The organism is Erwinia sp., from assembly GCF_049696395.1.
Taxonomy (GTDB): Bacteria; Pseudomonadota; Gammaproteobacteria; order Enterobacterales; family Enterobacteriaceae; genus Erwinia.
In genome coordinates this window covers 87,995-105,497 of record NZ_JBAVTT010000106.1, presented here as the reverse complement: position 1 = coordinate 105,497, position 17,503 = coordinate 87,995, and the positions used below count along the sequence as shown (strand labels likewise).

Here is a 17,503-nt window from a genome sequence, read left to right as displayed (position 1 = left end):
CTTCGCGCAGGTCTGACGTTGATGGCGTCAGACCTGATTCGCTGTCACCACTTTGCGGTTCCGCCAGGTGATGATCAGCTGAACGGTGTTGGCTAATACCACGACAGCCGTTGCCGCAAATACCCAGCGGAATCCTCCAATGGCTGACACGCCGGAGCCAATCAATGGCCCCACGACATTGCCAAGATACATAAATGACTGGTTATACCCAAAAATACGCCCCGTTACCCGATCGCTGGAATAGCGCAGCAGCATGGTTTGCACCGCTGGCATCATTGCACCTTCCGCAAACCCCAGCAGGAAACGCAGTGCGCCAAGCTGGAAAGCGCTGCCGGCCCAGGACATGGCCACAAACAGCACAAAGGTCAGGACTAAGGCTGTAAACAGAATGCGTTGGGCGCCAATCCGATCGCCCAGTTTCCCCAGCGTTGGGGCTGAAAAAAGCGCCGACACGCCTGGAATAGCCGCCACCACGCCGCTGATAAAGGCAATATTCTGCACGTTTGGCTCAAGTTTCCGCACAAACAGCGTCAGGATAGGACTGATTGAGCCATTGCACAGCTGAATAGTCAGCGTGGTCAGAAACAGGCTGATAATCAGACCAGGATTGCCGAGCGATCGGAAAACCATGGTGCCGGAAAGTTTATCCTCTTTTTTGACTCTGGGCTGGCCACCCTCTTTGATCAGGAATAGCGTGATCAGGAAGCTGGTCAGCAGTAACGCGGAGGTAATCAGGAACACGGCACGTAGCCCAACCCAGTCTGCCAGGAAACCGCCCATCATCGGCCCCATGATCACCCCGCAAATTTGCGCAGTGGTCACCATACTCATTGCCCAACCGCTTCGCTCCCGTGGAACCTGCGTAGCCACCATCGCCATCGCGTTGGGAATATAACCGGAGGTCAGCCCCATCAGGGCGCGCAGCAGGAATAACTGCCAGACATCGGTGACAAAAGCCTGCAAAAAAATCACCACGCCCATGCCCAAAGAGGCTCGTAGCAGCATCAGCTTGCGGCCTTTACGATCGGCAAGGCTGCCCCACATCGGCGCGACAATTGCCGAGACCATAAATGTCACGCTAAAGATAAGCCCTGACCAGAGAGTCAGCGAGCTGGGGTCGGTTACACCGAGTTGCTCAACATAGAGCGGCAAAAAGGGAATGATTTGACTGATTGCAAGGCCGGTAAAGAGACAGCCGAACCAGACTGAGATGAGGTTAACCTTCCAGGATTCCATCTTGCTGTGCTGAGGGCCTTATAGCGAGAGTGCGAGTTCGAAGTGTAACAAGGACATTTTAGCAATGAGTGGCAAATAACGGGATGGGGATAACTTTGAAGCATTACCCTGTTGAAGTGCTCTGCAGAATGAAGGATCGGCTCTGGCACCGGTATTTCATGCCGTATGAGCAGTATTTCTCACTGTAAGAACCTAAGCGTGGGGGAGCAAAAGACGGTCTTCAGCATCTGGATAAATTCGCTAAGGCCCAGACGCAAAAAACCCGCCGTTAAGCGGGTTTTCGTATTCTCGCCAGCTCTACTCAGAGTAAACTCCGGTTCGCCTGCGAAAAGTTCTCTAATTACAGAGCAGTTACGTTAGCAGCTGCTGGGCCTTTCTGGCCGTTTTCGATAGAGAACTCAACTTTCTGACCTTCTTCCAGCGTTTTGAAGCCGCCGTTCTGGATTGCAGAGAAGTGTACGAATACGTCTTTGCTGCCGTCGGTTGGGGAGATGAAGCCGAAACCTTTCTCAGCGTTGAACCATTTTACTAAACCAGTCATTTTGTTAGACATTTGTCTTTCCTTCAATAAGTATTAAGCCGCAAAGGGCACGGGTTTTTCAACAGGGTGGACTTATGAGGCACTTAAGAAGGAAGTCAGGAAGAGATATCAAAGATAACCTTTAACTGAAAACTGCTTTAATAAAATTGCTCGCATACGTTGTCTGTTTCAAAACCGACGATGCATTTACTCATAACACAGAAGGCAGTTCAAGAGGTGATGACTAAAAAAACCCAAAAACCAATCTAAATACCTGTAAATAAACAAAAAATAATTTATTCATTTGTAAAGAGCGGAAATCATCCCCATTAGCTATTGAATCGGATTGCCAGCCCCGACAGGAAAAGCCGCCTGCAGCCCAGTGAATCGGCACACTTCGCCAGAGGGGAAAAAGCAGAATGAAAAATATTTCTGATTGTTACTGGATTTCCTGTAGCCGCAATCTAGAGTAATAAAAATCTCCGACTGATTTTTCGCAGGCTCAGTAGCGATTGACCGTCCTGGTGAATCGAAGCGTAGTTAATAATGATAATCCTGAACTCATCGGTTCGCCGCTGGGCGATAGATGGTGCCTATCTGGAGGTTAATCATGAGACATTCCTCGCCAGGCGCAGGTCGCGCAATCACTGATTATTTTAATAGTCCGGCTTTCCATGCGCCGAAAGAGAGTGAACTGCTGGCGGCCATTCTGACTGAATTAATGCGTCGGGGACGGCCAACCCACAGCAAAGTCATTATCGCCACAGTGATTGCCAAACTGGAAGGGGAAGTTGATGAGGCGCTGCTGCAAGGGTATCGCAATTTACTGACACAGCTGCTGGAAGAGAAAGAAGAGTAATCTCTGCCCTGTCCTCCTGAAACGTTAAAGGTGCCCACGAAAGTGTTGCCAGCCTCGTTGCCTTCCTGCGGCCAAAAAAAATCCCGCACAAGGCGGGAATAAAGACGAGCATTGCGTGTTTCGCAGTGACCAGGGGATCACCTTTATTACGACGTTACCCTACAGCCCTCAGGTTGCAATTCTGTGACATGCTGAACTTCCTTTTCCTGATATTACGTATGTTTACAAGCCAGCAGATTGCTAACGCTGACCACGCCGTTATCATTGGCGCACGGTTTTTAAGGGAATTGGCATGAACGCTCAGCGGCGGCGCGCAACGGGATTATTGAGTCTGGCCTGTCTGGTTATCCTGCTTTGTCTGGGTGCCCGGATGCTTAGCACGTCGGTATCTTTGCCAGCCCCTCCCTTCACGGCGCAAAGCGACTCAGCAGGCAATGACGTTTACCCTTCTCCCTGCCAGCTCAGCCTGAAGTCCCTGCTCTCCGCCTCACCTGAAATTGCCAGTATGGCGCTGCTGGCACTGGCTACCGTGATCCTGCTGTATACGCCACTGTTGATGCGTCTGCCAAGGCTCTATCTGCGTCCGCCACTCGCCCCTCCCGAGCGAAGGCTCCATCTCTGCCACTGCGTCTTTCGTGAATAAGCCACCGCCCATCAGGTTCGGTGTCCCTAACTTATTCACGGAGAAACAATGCAAACACTTATCAGGACGTTGTTGGTTGTCCTGCTTAGCCTTTGGCTGCCTGCGTTGCAGGCAGCAGACAGCGGCTGGCTAACCAACCCACAAAACAATCATGCACAGATACGGATCCGCGCAGAAAATCCCGCAGGCGAGTCAACTCGCGTGTTGCTGGATATCAAGCTGCAGGACGGCTGGAAGACTTACTGGCGCTCGCCAGGTGAAGGCGGAATTGCGCCAGAAATCCGCTGGAATGACTCGCCCCCCAAAGCCCAATGGTTCTGGCCAACCCCGCAACGCTTTGACGTAGCGGGCCTGACGACTCAGGGTTACCACCATCAGGTTGCGCTGCCGATTGAGCTGGCGGGCAAAGTCCGGCGCCTTAGCGGCACACTGACGCTCTCGACCTGTAGCAACGTCTGTATTCTGACGGATTACCCGTTCAGCCTGGATCTGCAGCGGCCAGCCGACAAACTCTTTGCCCATGATTTTGCTCAGGCGATGGGGCAAGTTCCTGTTGCCAACGTGCTGACTGACCAGCTGCAGGCTGGCTATCAGTCTGGCAAGCTGCAAATTACCGCTTCACGTGCTGGCGGTTGGAGCCAGCCCGAGCTGTTCATTGACGAGGGTAACGAGGCCAGTTTTGGCAAACCCGTTCTGACCCTCAAAGGTGACCAGCTGCAAGCCACGGTGCCGGTCAGCGATCAATGGGGTGAAAGCGCGCCAGAGTTGCAAGGCGAAACGCTCTCTTTAGTGCTTGCCGATCGCGGACTGGCGCAACAAAGCGAGCTCATAATTGGTCGACCGGTGGCTTCCATCGGCGGCGGCATTGCACTTTGGCAGGCGGTATTAATGGCGTTGGCAGGGGGGTTTATCCTCAACCTGATGCCCTGTGTGCTGCCGGTGCTTGGCATGAAGTTGAGCTCCATTCTGCAAGTTGAACAACGGGATAAACGCTCGATAAGGCTGCAATTTGTTGCTTCCAGCGCCGGGATTATCGCTTCATTTATGGCCCTGGCGCTGTTGATGACCGTGCTGCGGCTGAGCAACCATGCGCTGGGCTGGGGAATTCAGTTCCAGAATCCATGGTTTATCGGCTTTATGGTACTGATCACGTTGCTGTTCAGCGCCAACCTGTTGGGTCTGTTCTACTTCCGATTGCCCTCTTCTTTCTCAACCCGGCTGGCGACGCACAACGGTGAAGGCATTGCCGGGCACTTCTGGCAGGGTGCATTTGCCACCTTACTGGCCACGCCCTGCTCCGCCCCGTTTTTGGGTACGGCCGTAGCCTTTGCGCTGGGGGCTCCCCTGCCGATGTTGTGGGGAATTTTCATCGCGTTGGGTGTGGGCATGAGCCTGCCGTGGCTGCTTATTGCCCTGTTCCCTGCCCTGGCACTCAAACTGCCTAAAGCAGGTCGCTGGATGAATGGCGTGCGTATCGCGATGGGCCTGCTGATGCTGACTTCCTGCCTGTGGCTGGTAAGTCTGCTGGTCGGCCATCTTGGGGGCAGCCTCACCCTGATGCTGGCTGGCAGTCTACTGTTGCTGCTCTGTATCGCAGTCTGGCGCCGCTTTGGTAATAAAGTGGCGGCTGTCAGTGCCGTTGCGGCTTTGCTTGTGGCAGGCGGCGTGCTGTTAACCGCTTCACTGACCTCCTCTTTATGGCGCAGTCCGCTTCATGACCAAATCGCCTGGCAGCCGCTCAGTGAGCAAGCCATTACCGATGCCCTCGCCAGCAATAAGCGGGTGTTTATTGATGTCACTGCCGACTGGTGCATTACCTGCAAAGCGAACAAATTCAACGTGCTGATGCGTCCCGACGTGCAGCAGGCTTTGCAGGCTGAAGATGTTGTTGCGCTGCGCGGAGACTGGAGTCGTCCCTCAGCAGCCATCAACACATTTTTAAAGCGTCGCGGCAGCGTTGCAGTCCCCTTCAATCAGGTTTATGGACCAGGCGACCGGCAGGGAACGGTGCTGTCTCCACTGCTTGATCGTCAACAATTATTAACCGCGTTATCTCACGCAAAAGGAAAGGCGAAATGAAAAAGTTACTGATTACCCTGCTTCTGGCCAGTTCACCGGTGCTGGCTGCCCCACCGTTCACCCCAGAGCAGGAAGTCCGCATCAAGGAATTGATCCGTGAAACGCTGGTAGAGAACCCTAAAATTCTGGCAGAAGCCGCACAGGCTTATGACAAGCAGGCGCAAAAAGAGCAAGGCGCTGTTCTTCGCCAGGTGATTGAACAAAATAAAGTGGCGTTATTCCTGGACGAGAGCAGCCCAAGGTTAGGCGCGAAAGAGGCCAAAGTGACACTGGTTAATTTTACCGATTACAACTGTGTTTACTGTAAGCAGTTCGATCCTGCACTGGAGAAATTAGTGAAAAATTACCCGGAGGTTGCCGTGGTGATCAAGCCGTTGCCTTACCGTTCTGAAACCTCTCTGACCGCAGCGCGTCAGGCGCTGATGTTCTGGCGTGAAAAGCCGGATCGGTTCTGGGCACTGCATCAGCGGCTGATGGCTAAAAAAGGCTATCACGATGAGGCCAGCATCAAAGCTGCTGAGAAAAAAGTGGGGTTGAGCTTCGTCGAACCCGACCAGCGCAGTACAGAAACCATCAACAGCAACCTGCAGTTGGCTCAACATCTTGGCGTCTCCGGCACGCCTGCCACGCTGATTGGTGAGCAGATGATCTCCGGCGCGATCCCTTACGACCAGCTGGAAGCCCTGGTTAAAGCCCAGCTTGAGCTGGTTAACCATGGGTAACATGGGTAATGGCCGACGCATTGTCCGCGATGTGCTGCTGCTGGCCATCATGCTGGTGGTGATGTTTACCGTGATTGATTTTTTCCGTGCGCCCCAGGCGCCATCAGGATTTGCGGAAGCGCCGCTTCATACCATTGATGGCAAGGACGTTACGCTGGCTGAGCTGAGCACGAAAAAACCGCTGCTGGTTTACTTCTGGGCGAGCTGGTGCGGTATCTGCCGCTACACCACGCCAGACGTGATGAAGCTGCGCGATAACGGTGCCAACGTGCTGACCGTGGCCTTACGTTCGGGTGATGATGGTCGCGTGGTACGCTACCTGAATGGCAAACATCTGACGCTGCCAGTCGTGAACGATCCTCAAGGCACGATGGCAGCCAGCTGGGATGTCAGCGTAACGCCTACCTTGTTGATCGTGTCGAACGGTAAAGTGGTACAGAGCACTACCGGATGGACCAGCTACTGGGGAATGAAATTGCGCCTCTGGTGGGCGCAGAAAAGGCATTAAAACCTGAGGGGCCGAAAATTCGGCCCTTTTTCTTAGCCGCAATACACCCGGCTGATGTTGCCTTTCATATCGCCCATAAAGTTCAGGCGGTTGAGGTTGAAGTCCATTGTCACCGCAGAATTGAATGGTATAGCGCGAACAGCATGTTCAAAACGCAGTCCATCAATGGCTGACAACGGTTTGCCAACATACTGCTGATACTCAGAAGCGCCGCAACGATCCATCTCTGGATCGACCGCAGCGGACGTGTCCCCTTTCTTTGCCCCGGTCTGGCATCCTGATAACGCCACCAGCGCGGCAATCACGGCAATTTTTCCATAAAACGTCATAACTTCTCTCCTGTGCATTTATCTTCGGCAATCCACTGGCAGCCTACCAGACCCGAAGCCGTGATGATAATCGCATTTGGTAAAGCCGTTTATTTCTGTGATCTTAGACAAAACGGCACAAACTGCCTGCGCTATGCCTCGCACCCAGCGCTATAATTTAAGAGTTTTCTTAGGTTGGAGGTTCTTATGGAACTGGGCGTCTTTGTGCTGTTCGCCGTCATCATGACGCTGGTAGCGGTTCGTGTCCGCTAGCTAAAAAGCCCGTTTGCGCGGGCTTTTTTGTGCCTGAAAACCGGTCAGGAAACCGGCGTTAACGGCGTATCCAGCAGCAGACTGAAACGATCTATTGGCATCGGCCTGCCAAGGTAATAACCCTGCCCTTCCTGACAGGCAATAGATTGCAGCTCCTGCAGCTGTTCGCGGGTTTCAATCCCTTCTGCGGTTACCGTCAGGGAAAACGCTCTGCCCAGGCCAATGATCCCTTCCACTATCGACAGTGCCTGCGGCGAGTTCGGGAAGTCATTCATATAGGATCGATCCATCTTCATGCCGTCGAACGGGAAGGTTTTCAAATACCCGAGTGAGGCGTAACCTGCGCCGAAATCGTCCACCGTCAATCTGACACCCAGGTTCTTCAGCGACTGCATCACTTCCAGCGCACTTTGCGGATTCTCCAGCGTAATATTTTCGGTAATTTCCAGTTCAAGACGATCCGGCGGCAGCCCACTGTTTTGTAGCGCAGTGGCGACTCTCTTCGCCAGATGACCACTGCGGAACTCAACTGGAGAGATATTCACTGAAACATACATCGGTGACGGCCAGCTCATCGCATCCGTGCAGGCCCGATGTAATACCCAGCTACTGATATCAATGATTAAACCGGTCTCTTCTGCCAGCGGAATAAAGCTGTCCGGCATGATCATCCCGGAGGACGGATGCTGCCAGCGGATGAGCGCTTCAGCCCCTTCCAGCCGCCCTTTTTTCAGGTCATAACGTGGCTGATAGAATAACTGCAGCTCATCCCCGACGATAGCCTGGCGTAAGTTATGTTCCATCTCCCGGCGCTGAACCAGCAGTTCAGCCATTTCAGGCGTGTACCAGGTCCAGCGGTTGCGCCCTTCCTGCTTCGATCTATACAAAGCAATGTCCGCCAGGCGCAGAAGTTCTTCGGCCTGCATCGCGTCCCTTGGTGCCAGCGCAATGCCCAGGCTGGCCCCAAGGAAAACGTCATGCTGACCGAGCAGGAAAGGCCTGCGAAGCTCGTTTAGCAACATTTTACAGCAGGCAGAGATAGCCTCTTCAGTCGTCAGATCGGAAACGATCAGGATAAATTCATCGCCCCCCTGCCGGGAAACCAGATCCCCGGCTTTTAATACGCTACGAAGCCGGTGAGAGACCTCATTCAGCACACAATCCCCGGCCGCATGTCCCCAGGTATCATTGATCGGTTTGAAGTTATCGAGATCCAGACTGATCAGTACCAGAGGCCGCTCAATCGTTGGTTGAGCCTGCAAGCGCGCCAGCAGAAACTCGCTCATATAAACCCGGTTTGGCAGACCTGTCAGCGCATCGTGTTGCGATAAATAGTGGATCTTCGCCTGAGCCTCAACCTCGTGGGTGATATCAGAAACCGTGCCGCGATGCCCGGCAATCTGCCCATTCACCTCAACAGGATTGGCGATCAGGCTACAGATGCGCTTTGCTCCCAGCGCAGTGACGCAGTAACAACGCAGCGCATGGCGCAGACCATCAGCGCGCTGCTGGAAAATCCACTCAGAGATAAGGTGATCATCATGCTTCAGCACCTCATCCAACGAGCGCCCAAGGAGCTTATCAACATCAAAGTGCGTTACGGCAGCAAAACGTTTAGACAGGTACGTCAGTTCCCCCTGCGCGTTGGTTTCCCAAATCCAGTCTGAGGCCGTTTCTGCCACATCGCGGAAACGGGATTCGCTGGCGGCCAGTTCACGCTGGCTGTGCACCAGTTGCGTATATCTGTCGTCGGACAGCGCGGCGTTGTGCATAGCATGATTAATGACCCTGCGTGCCACCAGCGCGAGGATAAAGGCGGTCAGTAGCAGCATAGGTAACAGCATGAACAGCAAATTACCGCCGGGCGCTAACGAGTCCCAGCGGATCACAATCGGGGGTTCGTCAGCAACGTCTTCATTAAGCAGCGGTGGAATGAAGCTGTCCTGCACGCCGTTGGGGACTCTGGCGTTGATCACCCCAATACTTTCGCCAAAGGCTTTCAGTTTTTCAGGTGTGAAACGGTTCACAAACACCATCACGGAAGGCGGGCCCGGAATGGATTGCAAGCCAGGAACTTTGCCGGTGGTGATGGGTGCGGCGGCGATTATCGCTGGCGTAGAACCAATCATCGCGTTTAGCGTCAGCGCATTCTCGTCAGCGGCTAGTGCACGGGCGCTTCTGATTAACGGCGCTGCATGGATACCCAGCCAGCTCTCCAGCTTCAGGTCTGATTGCTTGCCGTTAATGACCGCATAACGCGTCCGCCCCATGCCATCCACCACAAAGACACCTTCATAGTGATACTCACTGAACAGGCCGGGACCAAAGTTCTGCTGATCATAAGCCCAGACAGGATCAACGGTCACATGCAGGTGGTTCCAGGCTTCGCCCCAGAAGGCATAATCGCGGATGTCGGTCAGAAGATTCTGCCGGGTTGCTTTCCAGGTATTGTGCAGCAGGAAAGTCTCTTGCTTCACCGCTTCGGTATTCTGTCGCCAGGCAATCCCTACCACCAACAGCATCGCCAGCAGCATCACGCTGCTCAGCAATAATGTTAGCGACATCAGTAATCGCCGGGTGAAAAATGTCGTTTTATGACCCTCGGCAGCATAGTGCGGGGGCAGGGTCGGTAGAAATCTCATGTACTCGGACCTTTTCAAGCAGGCTGACTCACTTCGCCTGTCGTTTATTGCCTGCATGGCGTGTTGGGAATCGCTGGTCCTCTCGTCCTCCAGACGCGATCATCAATGCACTATCGGCCTGGCGGGCAAACTGTTTAGCGGGTTTTTCCACAACTGCGGGTGTCTCGACAGCTTCCGTTGCGCTTGCTACCATCCGCCCACCCCAGCCAGAGAGACCAGACAATGAACAATCATGCCGACAGAGTGACCTGTACGCTGCTGTGCATGGGCATGTGCCTGGTCTGGTATTCGTTAACCGTGATGCTCCGCGCGCTGCCTGGCTACCCGGCTTTGCTGGAAAATGGCCTGCTGATGCCGGTGCTCTGTGCGCTGGAATTCTGCGTGCTGGTGCCGCTTTATCGCTGGTACGCAAAGCACTACAACAATATCCCCCTTGGCAAGATCACCCTCCGCCAGCTGCTGATTTTTAGCGGGCTGCTGCTGTGCCTGATCCTTTCCCAGTCTTTCTACCTGCAGCAGGAAAGTTGGACTGGCGGGCAGTTTGGTGAGGGGAAGAGCAAAATTTTGCTGTTCTCGCTGGCGGTCGTTTTGCTGGCACCGGTCTTTGAAGAGATTCTGTTTCGGGGATTTGTACTGCAAGGGTTACTGCTCTGGGCGCCGAGACAACGGCTGGCTTGTGCCCTGCTGACTTCGATCGGTTTTGCCGCCATGCACACGCAATACACCCATCCTCAGACGCTGATCGCCCTGATCGCCCTCTCGCTGTTACTCTGTTATGCGCGATTGATCTCTGGTGGTTTGAAACTGCCGATTGCCCTGCATATGCTTAACAACCTGATTGGCGTGTCGCCCTGGCTGTGGCTGGCCGTGAACGGCTAATGTCCCTACGGTTTATAACCGTTTTCCGTCAGATATAACAATTTCATCTATCGATAGCCGATAATCTACTATTTGTCTTACCGGCTGGTACCTTACACTCGCCAGCAACTCACAGGTAAGGAAACGTCATGAAAACGCTAGTTCCGTCAATTATTGCCCTTGCACTGACCGCTTCACTGGCGGCACATGCCGCGACGCCACCGGATACGCTGGTGATTGCACAGTCTATTGATGATGCCAGTAGCTTTGATCCGGCAGAAGGATTTGAGCTCACTTCCGTGCAGGCGTTTACCAACCTGTATCAGCGCCTGGTGCAATCCGACCCGCAGAATCCTACCGATCTGCAGCCCACGCTGGCAACCTCCTGGCAGCCAGGCAGCGACAACCGCAGCCTGACGTTTGCTTTGCGTGACGGGGCGAAATTTGCCTCTGGCAATCCTGTCCGCCCGGAAGATGTGATCTTCTCACTGAGCCGTGTGGTGAAGCTGAACCTCGATCCTTCGTTTATCCTGACCCAGTTGGGGTGGACCAAAGACAATGTGGATGCGCAGCTGAAGAAAGTGGATGCGACACATGTGCAGATCAGCTGGACAGCTGACGTCAGCCCAACCTACGTGCTGAGCCTGCTGGCCGCACCGGTTTCTTCCATCGTTGATGAAAAAACCGCGATGGCGAATGCCAAAAATAACGATTTCGGCAACAAATGGCTGGCGGTGCATTCTGCTGGCAGCGGCCCGTTCCAGATCCGCAAATACATCCCGCATGAAGTGGTGCTGCTTTCAGCGAATCCCACTTCGCCTGGTGGCGCGCCTAAGCTGAAAAACGTGCTGATCAAAAACGTGCCTGAACCGGCTACCCGCCGCTTGCTGCTTGAGCAGGGCGATGTGGATATTGCCCGTAATCTGGGGGCCGATCAGATGGCTGGCCTGAAGGGTAAACCGGGCGTTAAGCCAATGGCTATCCCGATGGCTTCTCTGTATTACATGCAGTTCAATATCGATGCGAACCCCGCGCTAAAAAACCCGGCGTTATGGGAAGCCTCTCGCTATTTGTTTGACTACAAGGGCATTGCTGACGATTTATTGAAAGGTCAGTTCCAGGTGCATCAGTCGTTCCTGCCGGAAGGTTTCCTGGGCGCGCTGAACGACAACCCTTTCAGCTACGATCCGGAAAAGGCGAAAGCCATCCTGAAGAAAGCCGGTCTGAGCAACGTCAGCTTTAAGTTGAGCGTCAGCAATCAGCCGCCGTATCTGGATATTGCTCAGGCGTTGCAGGCCAGCTTTGCCAAAGGGGGCATTAAGGTAGAGCTGATCCCTGGTCTGAGCAGTGAGATTGCTACCTCGGTCAAGGCTCACAAGTATGAAGCGACCCTGAATGCCTGGGGCGCAGATTACTTTGACCCGAATACCAACGCAGCAGCCTTCGCTTATAACCCGGAAGATGGCAGCAAAACGCTGGCGTGGCGATCAAACTGGCATATCCCGGAATTGAACAAGCAAACGCTGGCCGCAACTGCCGAAAGCGATAAAGCCAAGCGTGTGGAGCTTTATCAGAACATGCAGCGGGAAATCCAGAAGAACTCCCCCTATGTTGTTGGTCTGCAGGCCCGTAATCTGATCGCCCTGCGCGACAACCTGAAAGGCTACGTCCAGGGAATCAACCCGGACATGGTTTACTACAGCCAGGTCACTAAGTAATGACAGTTATTGCTGCACCAGCCGGGTCCGCCCGGCTTTTCTGGTTAAAGAGTGGACGTCTGCTGACCGGGCTTGCCTCACTGCTGGTGACGCTGCTTGGCCTGCTGGCCTTCACTTTTATGCTCTCTCATCTGTCGCCGGTCGATCCTGCTTTGCAGATCGCCGGGGATCATGCCAGTGAATCCACTTACGCCCAGGTTCGCCACGATTTAGGGCTGGATAAGCCGCTGCCCGTGCAGTTCTGGCACTATCTGACGCATCTCGCCCACGGCGATTTGGGGATTTCCAGCCTGACCAATCAGTCCGTCTCCAGCGATCTGCTGCGCACCTTCCCAGCCACTATTGAACTGGCGACCTGTGCGATGATCTTTGGCGCGTTCTTTGGCATTCTGCTGGCGCTGGTCGCCGCGTGGAAGCCCGGTAGCGTGATGGATAATCTCGCCCGTCTGATCTCCCTGCTCGGCTATTCTGTGCCGGTATTCTGGCTTGGATTGTTAGGTCTGCTGCTGTTTTACGCGGTGTTGCACTGGTCCGCCGGTCCTGGGCGGCTGGATGATATCTGGATCTACACGCTGGAGCCGAAAACCGGCCTGGTGCTGGTTGATAGCTGGCTTTCTGGCGATCCTGAGATGTTCAGCAATGCCCTCGCGCATCTGTGGTTGCCGGTGGTGGTGTTGGGGCTGCTCGCGATGGCCGGGATTACCCGCTTGCTCCGCGCGGCGCTGCTGGAAGAGAGCAGTAAAGAGTACGTTACGCTGGCACGGGCAAAAGGGGCCAGTCGTGGGCGAATTTTACTGCTGCACGTTTTCCCTAACGTGCGTGGCACGTTGATTACCGTGCTGGCACTGTCCTACGCCACGCTGCTTGAAGGTTCGGTTCTTACGGAAACCGTCTTCGCCTGGCCCGGCGTGGGGCGCTATATGACCACCGCTCTGTTCGCCTCCGATACCCCGGCTATTCTGGGATCGACACTGCTGATCGGCAGCTGCTTTATTATTCTGAATGCGCTGGCAGATGCGTTAACCTGGCTAACCGACCCGAGAACCCGATGACGCAAAATCTTACCGACCTCGACAACGTGGCACCTTCACGCCGTCGCCGTCCGCGCGTGACTTCACTGGCCATTGGTGGCTCACTGGTGGTGATCCTGCTGCTGGCGGCGCTGTTTGCTCCGCTACTGGCCCCTTTCGATCCCAATGCCCAGGTGATGTCCGCCCGCTTGCTCCCCCCTTCGTCCCTGCACTGGCTGGGCACCGATGGATTTGGCCGTGACCTGCTTTCCCGGGTAATTTATGGCTCGCGCCCTACTTTGCTGCTGGTGTCACTGATTTTGGTGCTGACCATTCCGGTCGGCATGCTGATTGGCATCTGTGCGGGCTACCTCGGTGGCTGGACAGAACGCGTGCTGATGCGCATTACCGATATTTTCCTCTCCCTGCCGAATCTGGTGATTGCGCTGGCGCTGGTCGCCATGCTCGGCCCGGGCCTGATGAACGGCGCGCTGGCACTGGCGCTGACCAGCTGGCCGCCTTTCGCTCGACAGGCACGTGCTGAAACCCTGGCACTCCGCCGCAGTGATTATCTGGCGGCGGCGCGGATGCAGGGCATTAACGGACTGCGGCTGATGTTTGGTCATATTCTTCCGTTGTGTATGCCAAGTGCTGTCGTCCGCGCAGCGTTAAGTCTGGGAGGCATCATTCTTTCTGCTGCTGGCCTGGGATTCCTGGGGATGGGCGTACAGCCGCCTACCGCTGAATGGGGTTCGATGGTAGCGGAAGGCAGTAAAGTGATTTTCGATCAGTGGTGGGTTGCCGCCGCGCCTGGCGGGGCCATTTTGTTTGCCAGCCTTGCGTTTAATCTGACAGGTGATGGCCTGCGTGACCGACTGGATACCCGAAATGGCAATTGATTCTTCTGCTTTAATCGTCGCCGACAGGCTGAAAATAACCAGTGCGGACGGCACGCCGCTGGTTAAAGAGATCGGCTTCACGCTGGGACGTGAACGTTTGGCTCTGGTAGGCGAATCAGGATCCGGTAAGTCACTTACCGCCCGCAGCCTGATGGGCCTGCTCGCACCAGGTTTGCAGCTTCAGGCTAAAACGCTGACTGTCGCCGGAGAGAATGCCCTGACGCTGACCGAGCGCCGCTGGAGCCAACTCCGTGGCAGCCAGCTGGCAATGGTGATGCAGGACCCGAAATACGCCTTAAACCCGATGCGCACCATTGGCTGGCAGGTTGCGGAGCCTCTGAAGTTGCACAGCAAACTCGGCCGGGCGGAAATTAAAGAGAAAGTGTGTGAAATGCTGGATGCGGTAGGTTTGCCCGATCCGAAGCAGTTGATGCAGCGCTATCCGCATCAGCTTTCCGGCGGTATGGGCCAGCGAGTGATGCTGGCAATGGCGCTGATTGCCGATCCGCACTGCCTGATTGCTGATGAGCCGACTTCCGCACTGGATCATGCGATGCGCGATCAGGTGCTGGCGTTAATCCGTCGTCTGGTGGAAGAGCGCAATATGGGCCTGTTGCTGATCAGCCATGACTTACAGCAAGTGTCCGAGCATTGCGATCGGGTGATGGTGATGTATCAGGGCGAGATCCTCGATACGCTGCCAGCCGCTGAACTGCCCCACGCGACCCATCCTTATACCAGCACCTTATGGTCCTGTCGGCCGAGCAAAGCCACTCAGGGACAGGCATTACCGGTACTGGATCGTGCTGCACTGGAGGCCTGGCGTGAACATGATTGAACTGACGAAATTGAGCGTTTCCCACCGCCAGGGTTATGAGCAGCGTACCGTGGTGCATGATGTCACCTTGCAGGTGAAGGCCGGTGAATGTTTCGGTCTGGTTGGCCCTTCCGGCTGCGGGAAATCGTCGCTGCTGTGGGTGATGGCGGGACTGAATCCGAACTGGCAGGGCGAGATGTCACTGGCAGAGCACCAGGTTAACCCCGGTAAAGCGTTCACCGGTCAACTGCGTCAGGATGTGCAGATGGTCTTCCAGGATCCTTACGCTTCGCTGCATCCCCGGCATCGTCTGCGCCGCACGCTGGCGGAACCTTTGACGTTACTGAAGAAGAGCGACATCAACGATCGTATCGATCAGGGCTTTCGTCACGTTGGCCTGGATCCGGCCTTAGCCGATCGTTATCCTCACCAGCTTTCCGGTGGGCAACGCCAACGCGTGGCGATTGTGCGAGCCCTACTGCTTGAGCCGAAAATCTTGTTGCTGGATGAACCTACCTCGGCGCTGGATATGTCGGTACAGGCTGAGATCCTCAATCTGTTGAACAGTCTTAAGCGTCAGGACAATCTGACGATGGTGCTGGTCAGTCACGATCCCGATGTCATTGATCATATGTGCGACCGCGCAGTGCACATGGATCGCGGTTATATCGTCAACTGATCTCTTCCAGGGGCTGGCCTTTACGGGTCGGCCCCGATGCGCCAATCCGGCTAATCTGTAAATCAGCTTACGCTTGCCGGAATGGGTATTTCCCCCGCTCAGCCTTCCACTCTATAGTCCTGATATTATTCATTTTACAGGACTTGCTGATGCCTAAATTACTGCCCGTTGCCTTTGCCTGTGCGTTAGGCCTTACTGCGCCTGTACAGGCCGCCACCCCTGCCGATACGCTGATTGTTGCTCTCCCTTTGGATGGCATCATCAGCTTTGATCCGGCGGAAAGCTTTGAAACCGTCAGTACCAGCAGTCTGCTGAATGTCTATCAGAAATTGGTTGATTCCGATCGGGATGATCCGCGCAAACTGGTGCCACAGCTGGCAAGCTGGCAGCCAGGCAGCAGCGAGCACAGTCTGCTGTTCACGCTGAAATCCGGGGCAAAGTTTGCCAGCGGCAATCCGCTCACGGTTGAAGATGTGATCTACTCGCTGACTCGCGGCGTTAAGCTCAATAAAACACCGGCTTTTATCCTCAATGAATTTGGCTGGACGGCTGACAATATCGATGGGCAGTTCACGCCCCAGGGGACAAACCAGCTGGAGATCCGCTGGACCTCTGCCATCGGCCGTGATTTGGCCTTGCGCCTGTTGAGCGCACCGGTTGCCTCTGTCGTGGACAGCAAACTGGCGGAGCAACATGCCGTCAATCATGATTTTGGCAACAGCTGGCTGAAAACCCACTCAGCGGGAAGCGCAGCTTATGTCATCAAAAATTATGTGCCGCAGCAGGCACTGGTGCTGGAACAAAACCCGAATGCGGCCTCACCGCCAAAATTGAAGCGGGTGATCCTGAAAGGGGTTTCGGATCCCGGTTCTCGTCGGCTGCTGTTGCAACAAGGTGATGCCGATGTGGCCTATGAGCTGGGAGCCGATCAGTTTGATGCTCTGAAAAAAGTCTCTTCAGTTCGAGTGGCCAGTTTCCCCTCAAGCCTGATTTATTACCTGGGTTTTAACACTCAGGATAAAGAACAGCCTGCTTTAGGTAATCCTGCATTGTGGCAAGCGGCGCGCTGGTTAGTGGATTATCAGAGTCTTTCGCAACAGCTACTTAAAGGACAGTATCAGGTTCATCAGGCCTTTTTACCGCAGGGATTTGACGGTGCGCTCGACAACCAGCCCTTCAAATTAGATATCGCAAAAGCCAAAGAGATCCTGCAAAAAGGCGGAATTAAGCCCGGGACGCATTTCTCGCTGACCATTGTTAATCAGCCGCCTTATACAGATGTGGCACAGGCGCTTCAGGCTAGCTTCGCCAAAGCGGATATTCAGATAGCCATTAAACCGGTGGCTGAGGCAGAGCTTTGGGCGAAGATGCGCAGCAGAAACTTCCAGTCGATCTTTATTTATTGGGGGGCTGATTACGTAGACCCGAACACTAATGCCAGTACCTTTGCCTATAACGTGCCCGGCGGGCCGAAAACGCTGGCATGGCGAGTGGGTTGGGACATTCCAAAGTTGAGTGCAGAAACGAAAGCGGCCGCAGCAGAGAGCGATGTGAAGAAACGTAACGCGCTTTATCAGCAGTTGCAGACTGAAGTTCAGCAAAACTCGCCTTACGTTGTGACGCTACAGGGGCAGAAATTGGTCGGGCTGCGCAGTAATATCACCGGAGCGAAACAGGGAATTGGCAGCAGCATGCTGTATTACGATCAGGTCAGCAAATAGTGTTGAAGGGC

16 protein-coding genes are annotated in these 17,503 nt (G+C 54.6%); 12 read left to right on the top strand and 4 right to left on the bottom strand.

Annotation, left to right across the window (positions count from 1 at the left end):
• Positions 1-27: 27 nt before the first annotated feature.
• Positions 28-1,236: a multidrug efflux MFS transporter gene (locus WCC56_RS13645; RefSeq protein WP_424692892.1), complete on the bottom strand. Its 1,209-nt coding sequence runs from the start codon at positions 1,234-1,236 to the stop codon at positions 28-30.
• Positions 1,237-1,576: 340 nt separating this feature from the next.
• Complete coding sequence (gene cspE / locus WCC56_RS13640; protein ID WP_013200976.1) at positions 1,577-1,789, bottom strand: transcription antiterminator/RNA stability regulator CspE; 213 nt, start codon at positions 1,787-1,789, stop codon at positions 1,577-1,579.
• 577 nt (positions 1,790-2,366) lie between these two features.
• On the opposite strand from cspE, the gene WCC56_RS13635 reads away from it, so the two are divergent.
• The 5 genes from WCC56_RS13635 to WCC56_RS13615 all read left to right on the top strand — a co-directional run bounded on the left by WCC56_RS13635 (position 2,367) and on the right by WCC56_RS13615 (position 6,567).
• Complete coding sequence (locus tag WCC56_RS13635) at positions 2,367-2,615, top strand: biofilm development regulator YmgB/AriR family protein (protein WP_424692891.1); 249 nt, start codon at positions 2,367-2,369, stop codon at positions 2,613-2,615.
• A gap of 292 nt (positions 2,616-2,907) precedes the next feature.
• On the top strand, positions 2,908-3,258 hold the full coding sequence (locus WCC56_RS13630; protein ID WP_424692890.1) for a suppressor protein: 351 nt from the start codon (positions 2,908-2,910) through the stop codon (positions 3,256-3,258).
• 48 nt (positions 3,259-3,306) lie between these two features.
• The gene (locus tag WCC56_RS13625) at positions 3,307-5,337 is read left to right on the top strand and encodes a protein-disulfide reductase DsbD family protein (RefSeq protein WP_424692889.1); all 2,031 of its coding nucleotides are present in this window, start codon (positions 3,307-3,309) and stop codon (positions 5,335-5,337) included.
• A complete protein-coding gene (locus tag WCC56_RS13620) occupies positions 5,334-6,059 on the top strand; it encodes a DsbA family protein (protein ID WP_424692888.1) in 726 nt (241 codons plus the stop codon). Before WCC56_RS13625 ends, WCC56_RS13620 begins: the two co-directional genes overlap by 4 nt.
• A gap of 1 nt (position 6,060) precedes the next feature.
• On the top strand, positions 6,061-6,567 hold the full coding sequence (locus WCC56_RS13615; protein ID WP_424692911.1) for a protein disulfide oxidoreductase: 507 nt from the start codon (positions 6,061-6,063) through the stop codon (positions 6,565-6,567).
• A gap of 32 nt (positions 6,568-6,599) precedes the next feature.
• Here WCC56_RS13615 and WCC56_RS13610 read toward each other — a convergent pair whose 3' ends face one another.
• Together WCC56_RS13610 and WCC56_RS13605 are read right to left on the bottom strand one after the other, a co-directional pair.
• Positions 6,600-6,896 (bottom strand): I78 family peptidase inhibitor, encoded by a 297-nt coding sequence (locus WCC56_RS13610; RefSeq protein ID WP_424692887.1) that lies wholly within the window; start codon positions 6,894-6,896, stop codon positions 6,600-6,602.
• A 296-nt stretch (positions 6,897-7,192) separates the two neighbouring features.
• A complete protein-coding gene (locus WCC56_RS13605; RefSeq protein ID WP_424692886.1) occupies positions 7,193-9,712 on the bottom strand; it encodes a bifunctional diguanylate cyclase/phosphodiesterase in 2,520 nt (839 codons plus the stop codon).
• A gap of 300 nt (positions 9,713-10,012) precedes the next feature.
• On the opposite strand from WCC56_RS13605, the gene WCC56_RS13600 reads away from it, so the two are divergent.
• The 7 genes from WCC56_RS13600 (at position 10,013) to WCC56_RS13570 (ending at position 17,492) form a co-directional block, all read left to right on the top strand.
• Complete coding sequence (locus tag WCC56_RS13600) at positions 10,013-10,669, top strand: lysostaphin resistance A-like protein (RefSeq protein ID WP_424692885.1); 657 nt, start codon at positions 10,013-10,015, stop codon at positions 10,667-10,669.
• Positions 10,670-10,797: 128 nt separating this feature from the next.
• Entirely contained in the window at positions 10,798-12,366 is a 1,569-nt protein-coding gene (locus WCC56_RS13595) for an ABC transporter substrate-binding protein (RefSeq protein ID WP_424692884.1), read from the top strand.
• The gene (locus WCC56_RS13590; RefSeq protein ID WP_424692883.1) at positions 12,366-13,418 is read left to right on the top strand and encodes an ABC transporter permease; all 1,053 of its coding nucleotides are present in this window, start codon (positions 12,366-12,368) and stop codon (positions 13,416-13,418) included. Before WCC56_RS13595 ends, WCC56_RS13590 begins: the two co-directional genes overlap by 1 nt.
• Positions 13,415-14,275: an ABC transporter permease gene (locus WCC56_RS13585; protein ID WP_424692882.1), complete on the top strand. Its 861-nt coding sequence runs from the start codon at positions 13,415-13,417 to the stop codon at positions 14,273-14,275. Before WCC56_RS13590 ends, WCC56_RS13585 begins: the two co-directional genes overlap by 4 nt.
• Entirely contained in the window at positions 14,265-15,113 is an 849-nt protein-coding gene (locus WCC56_RS13580) for an ABC transporter ATP-binding protein (protein ID WP_424692881.1), read from the top strand. Before WCC56_RS13585 ends, WCC56_RS13580 begins: the two co-directional genes overlap by 11 nt.
• The gene (locus WCC56_RS13575) at positions 15,106-15,771 is read left to right on the top strand and encodes an ABC transporter ATP-binding protein (protein WP_424692880.1); all 666 of its coding nucleotides are present in this window, start codon (positions 15,106-15,108) and stop codon (positions 15,769-15,771) included. Before WCC56_RS13580 ends, WCC56_RS13575 begins: the two co-directional genes overlap by 8 nt.
• A gap of 149 nt (positions 15,772-15,920) precedes the next feature.
• Positions 15,921-17,492 (top strand): ABC transporter substrate-binding protein, encoded by a 1,572-nt coding sequence (locus tag WCC56_RS13570; protein ID WP_424692879.1) that lies wholly within the window; start codon positions 15,921-15,923, stop codon positions 17,490-17,492.
• Positions 17,493-17,503: the final 11 nt, after the last annotated feature.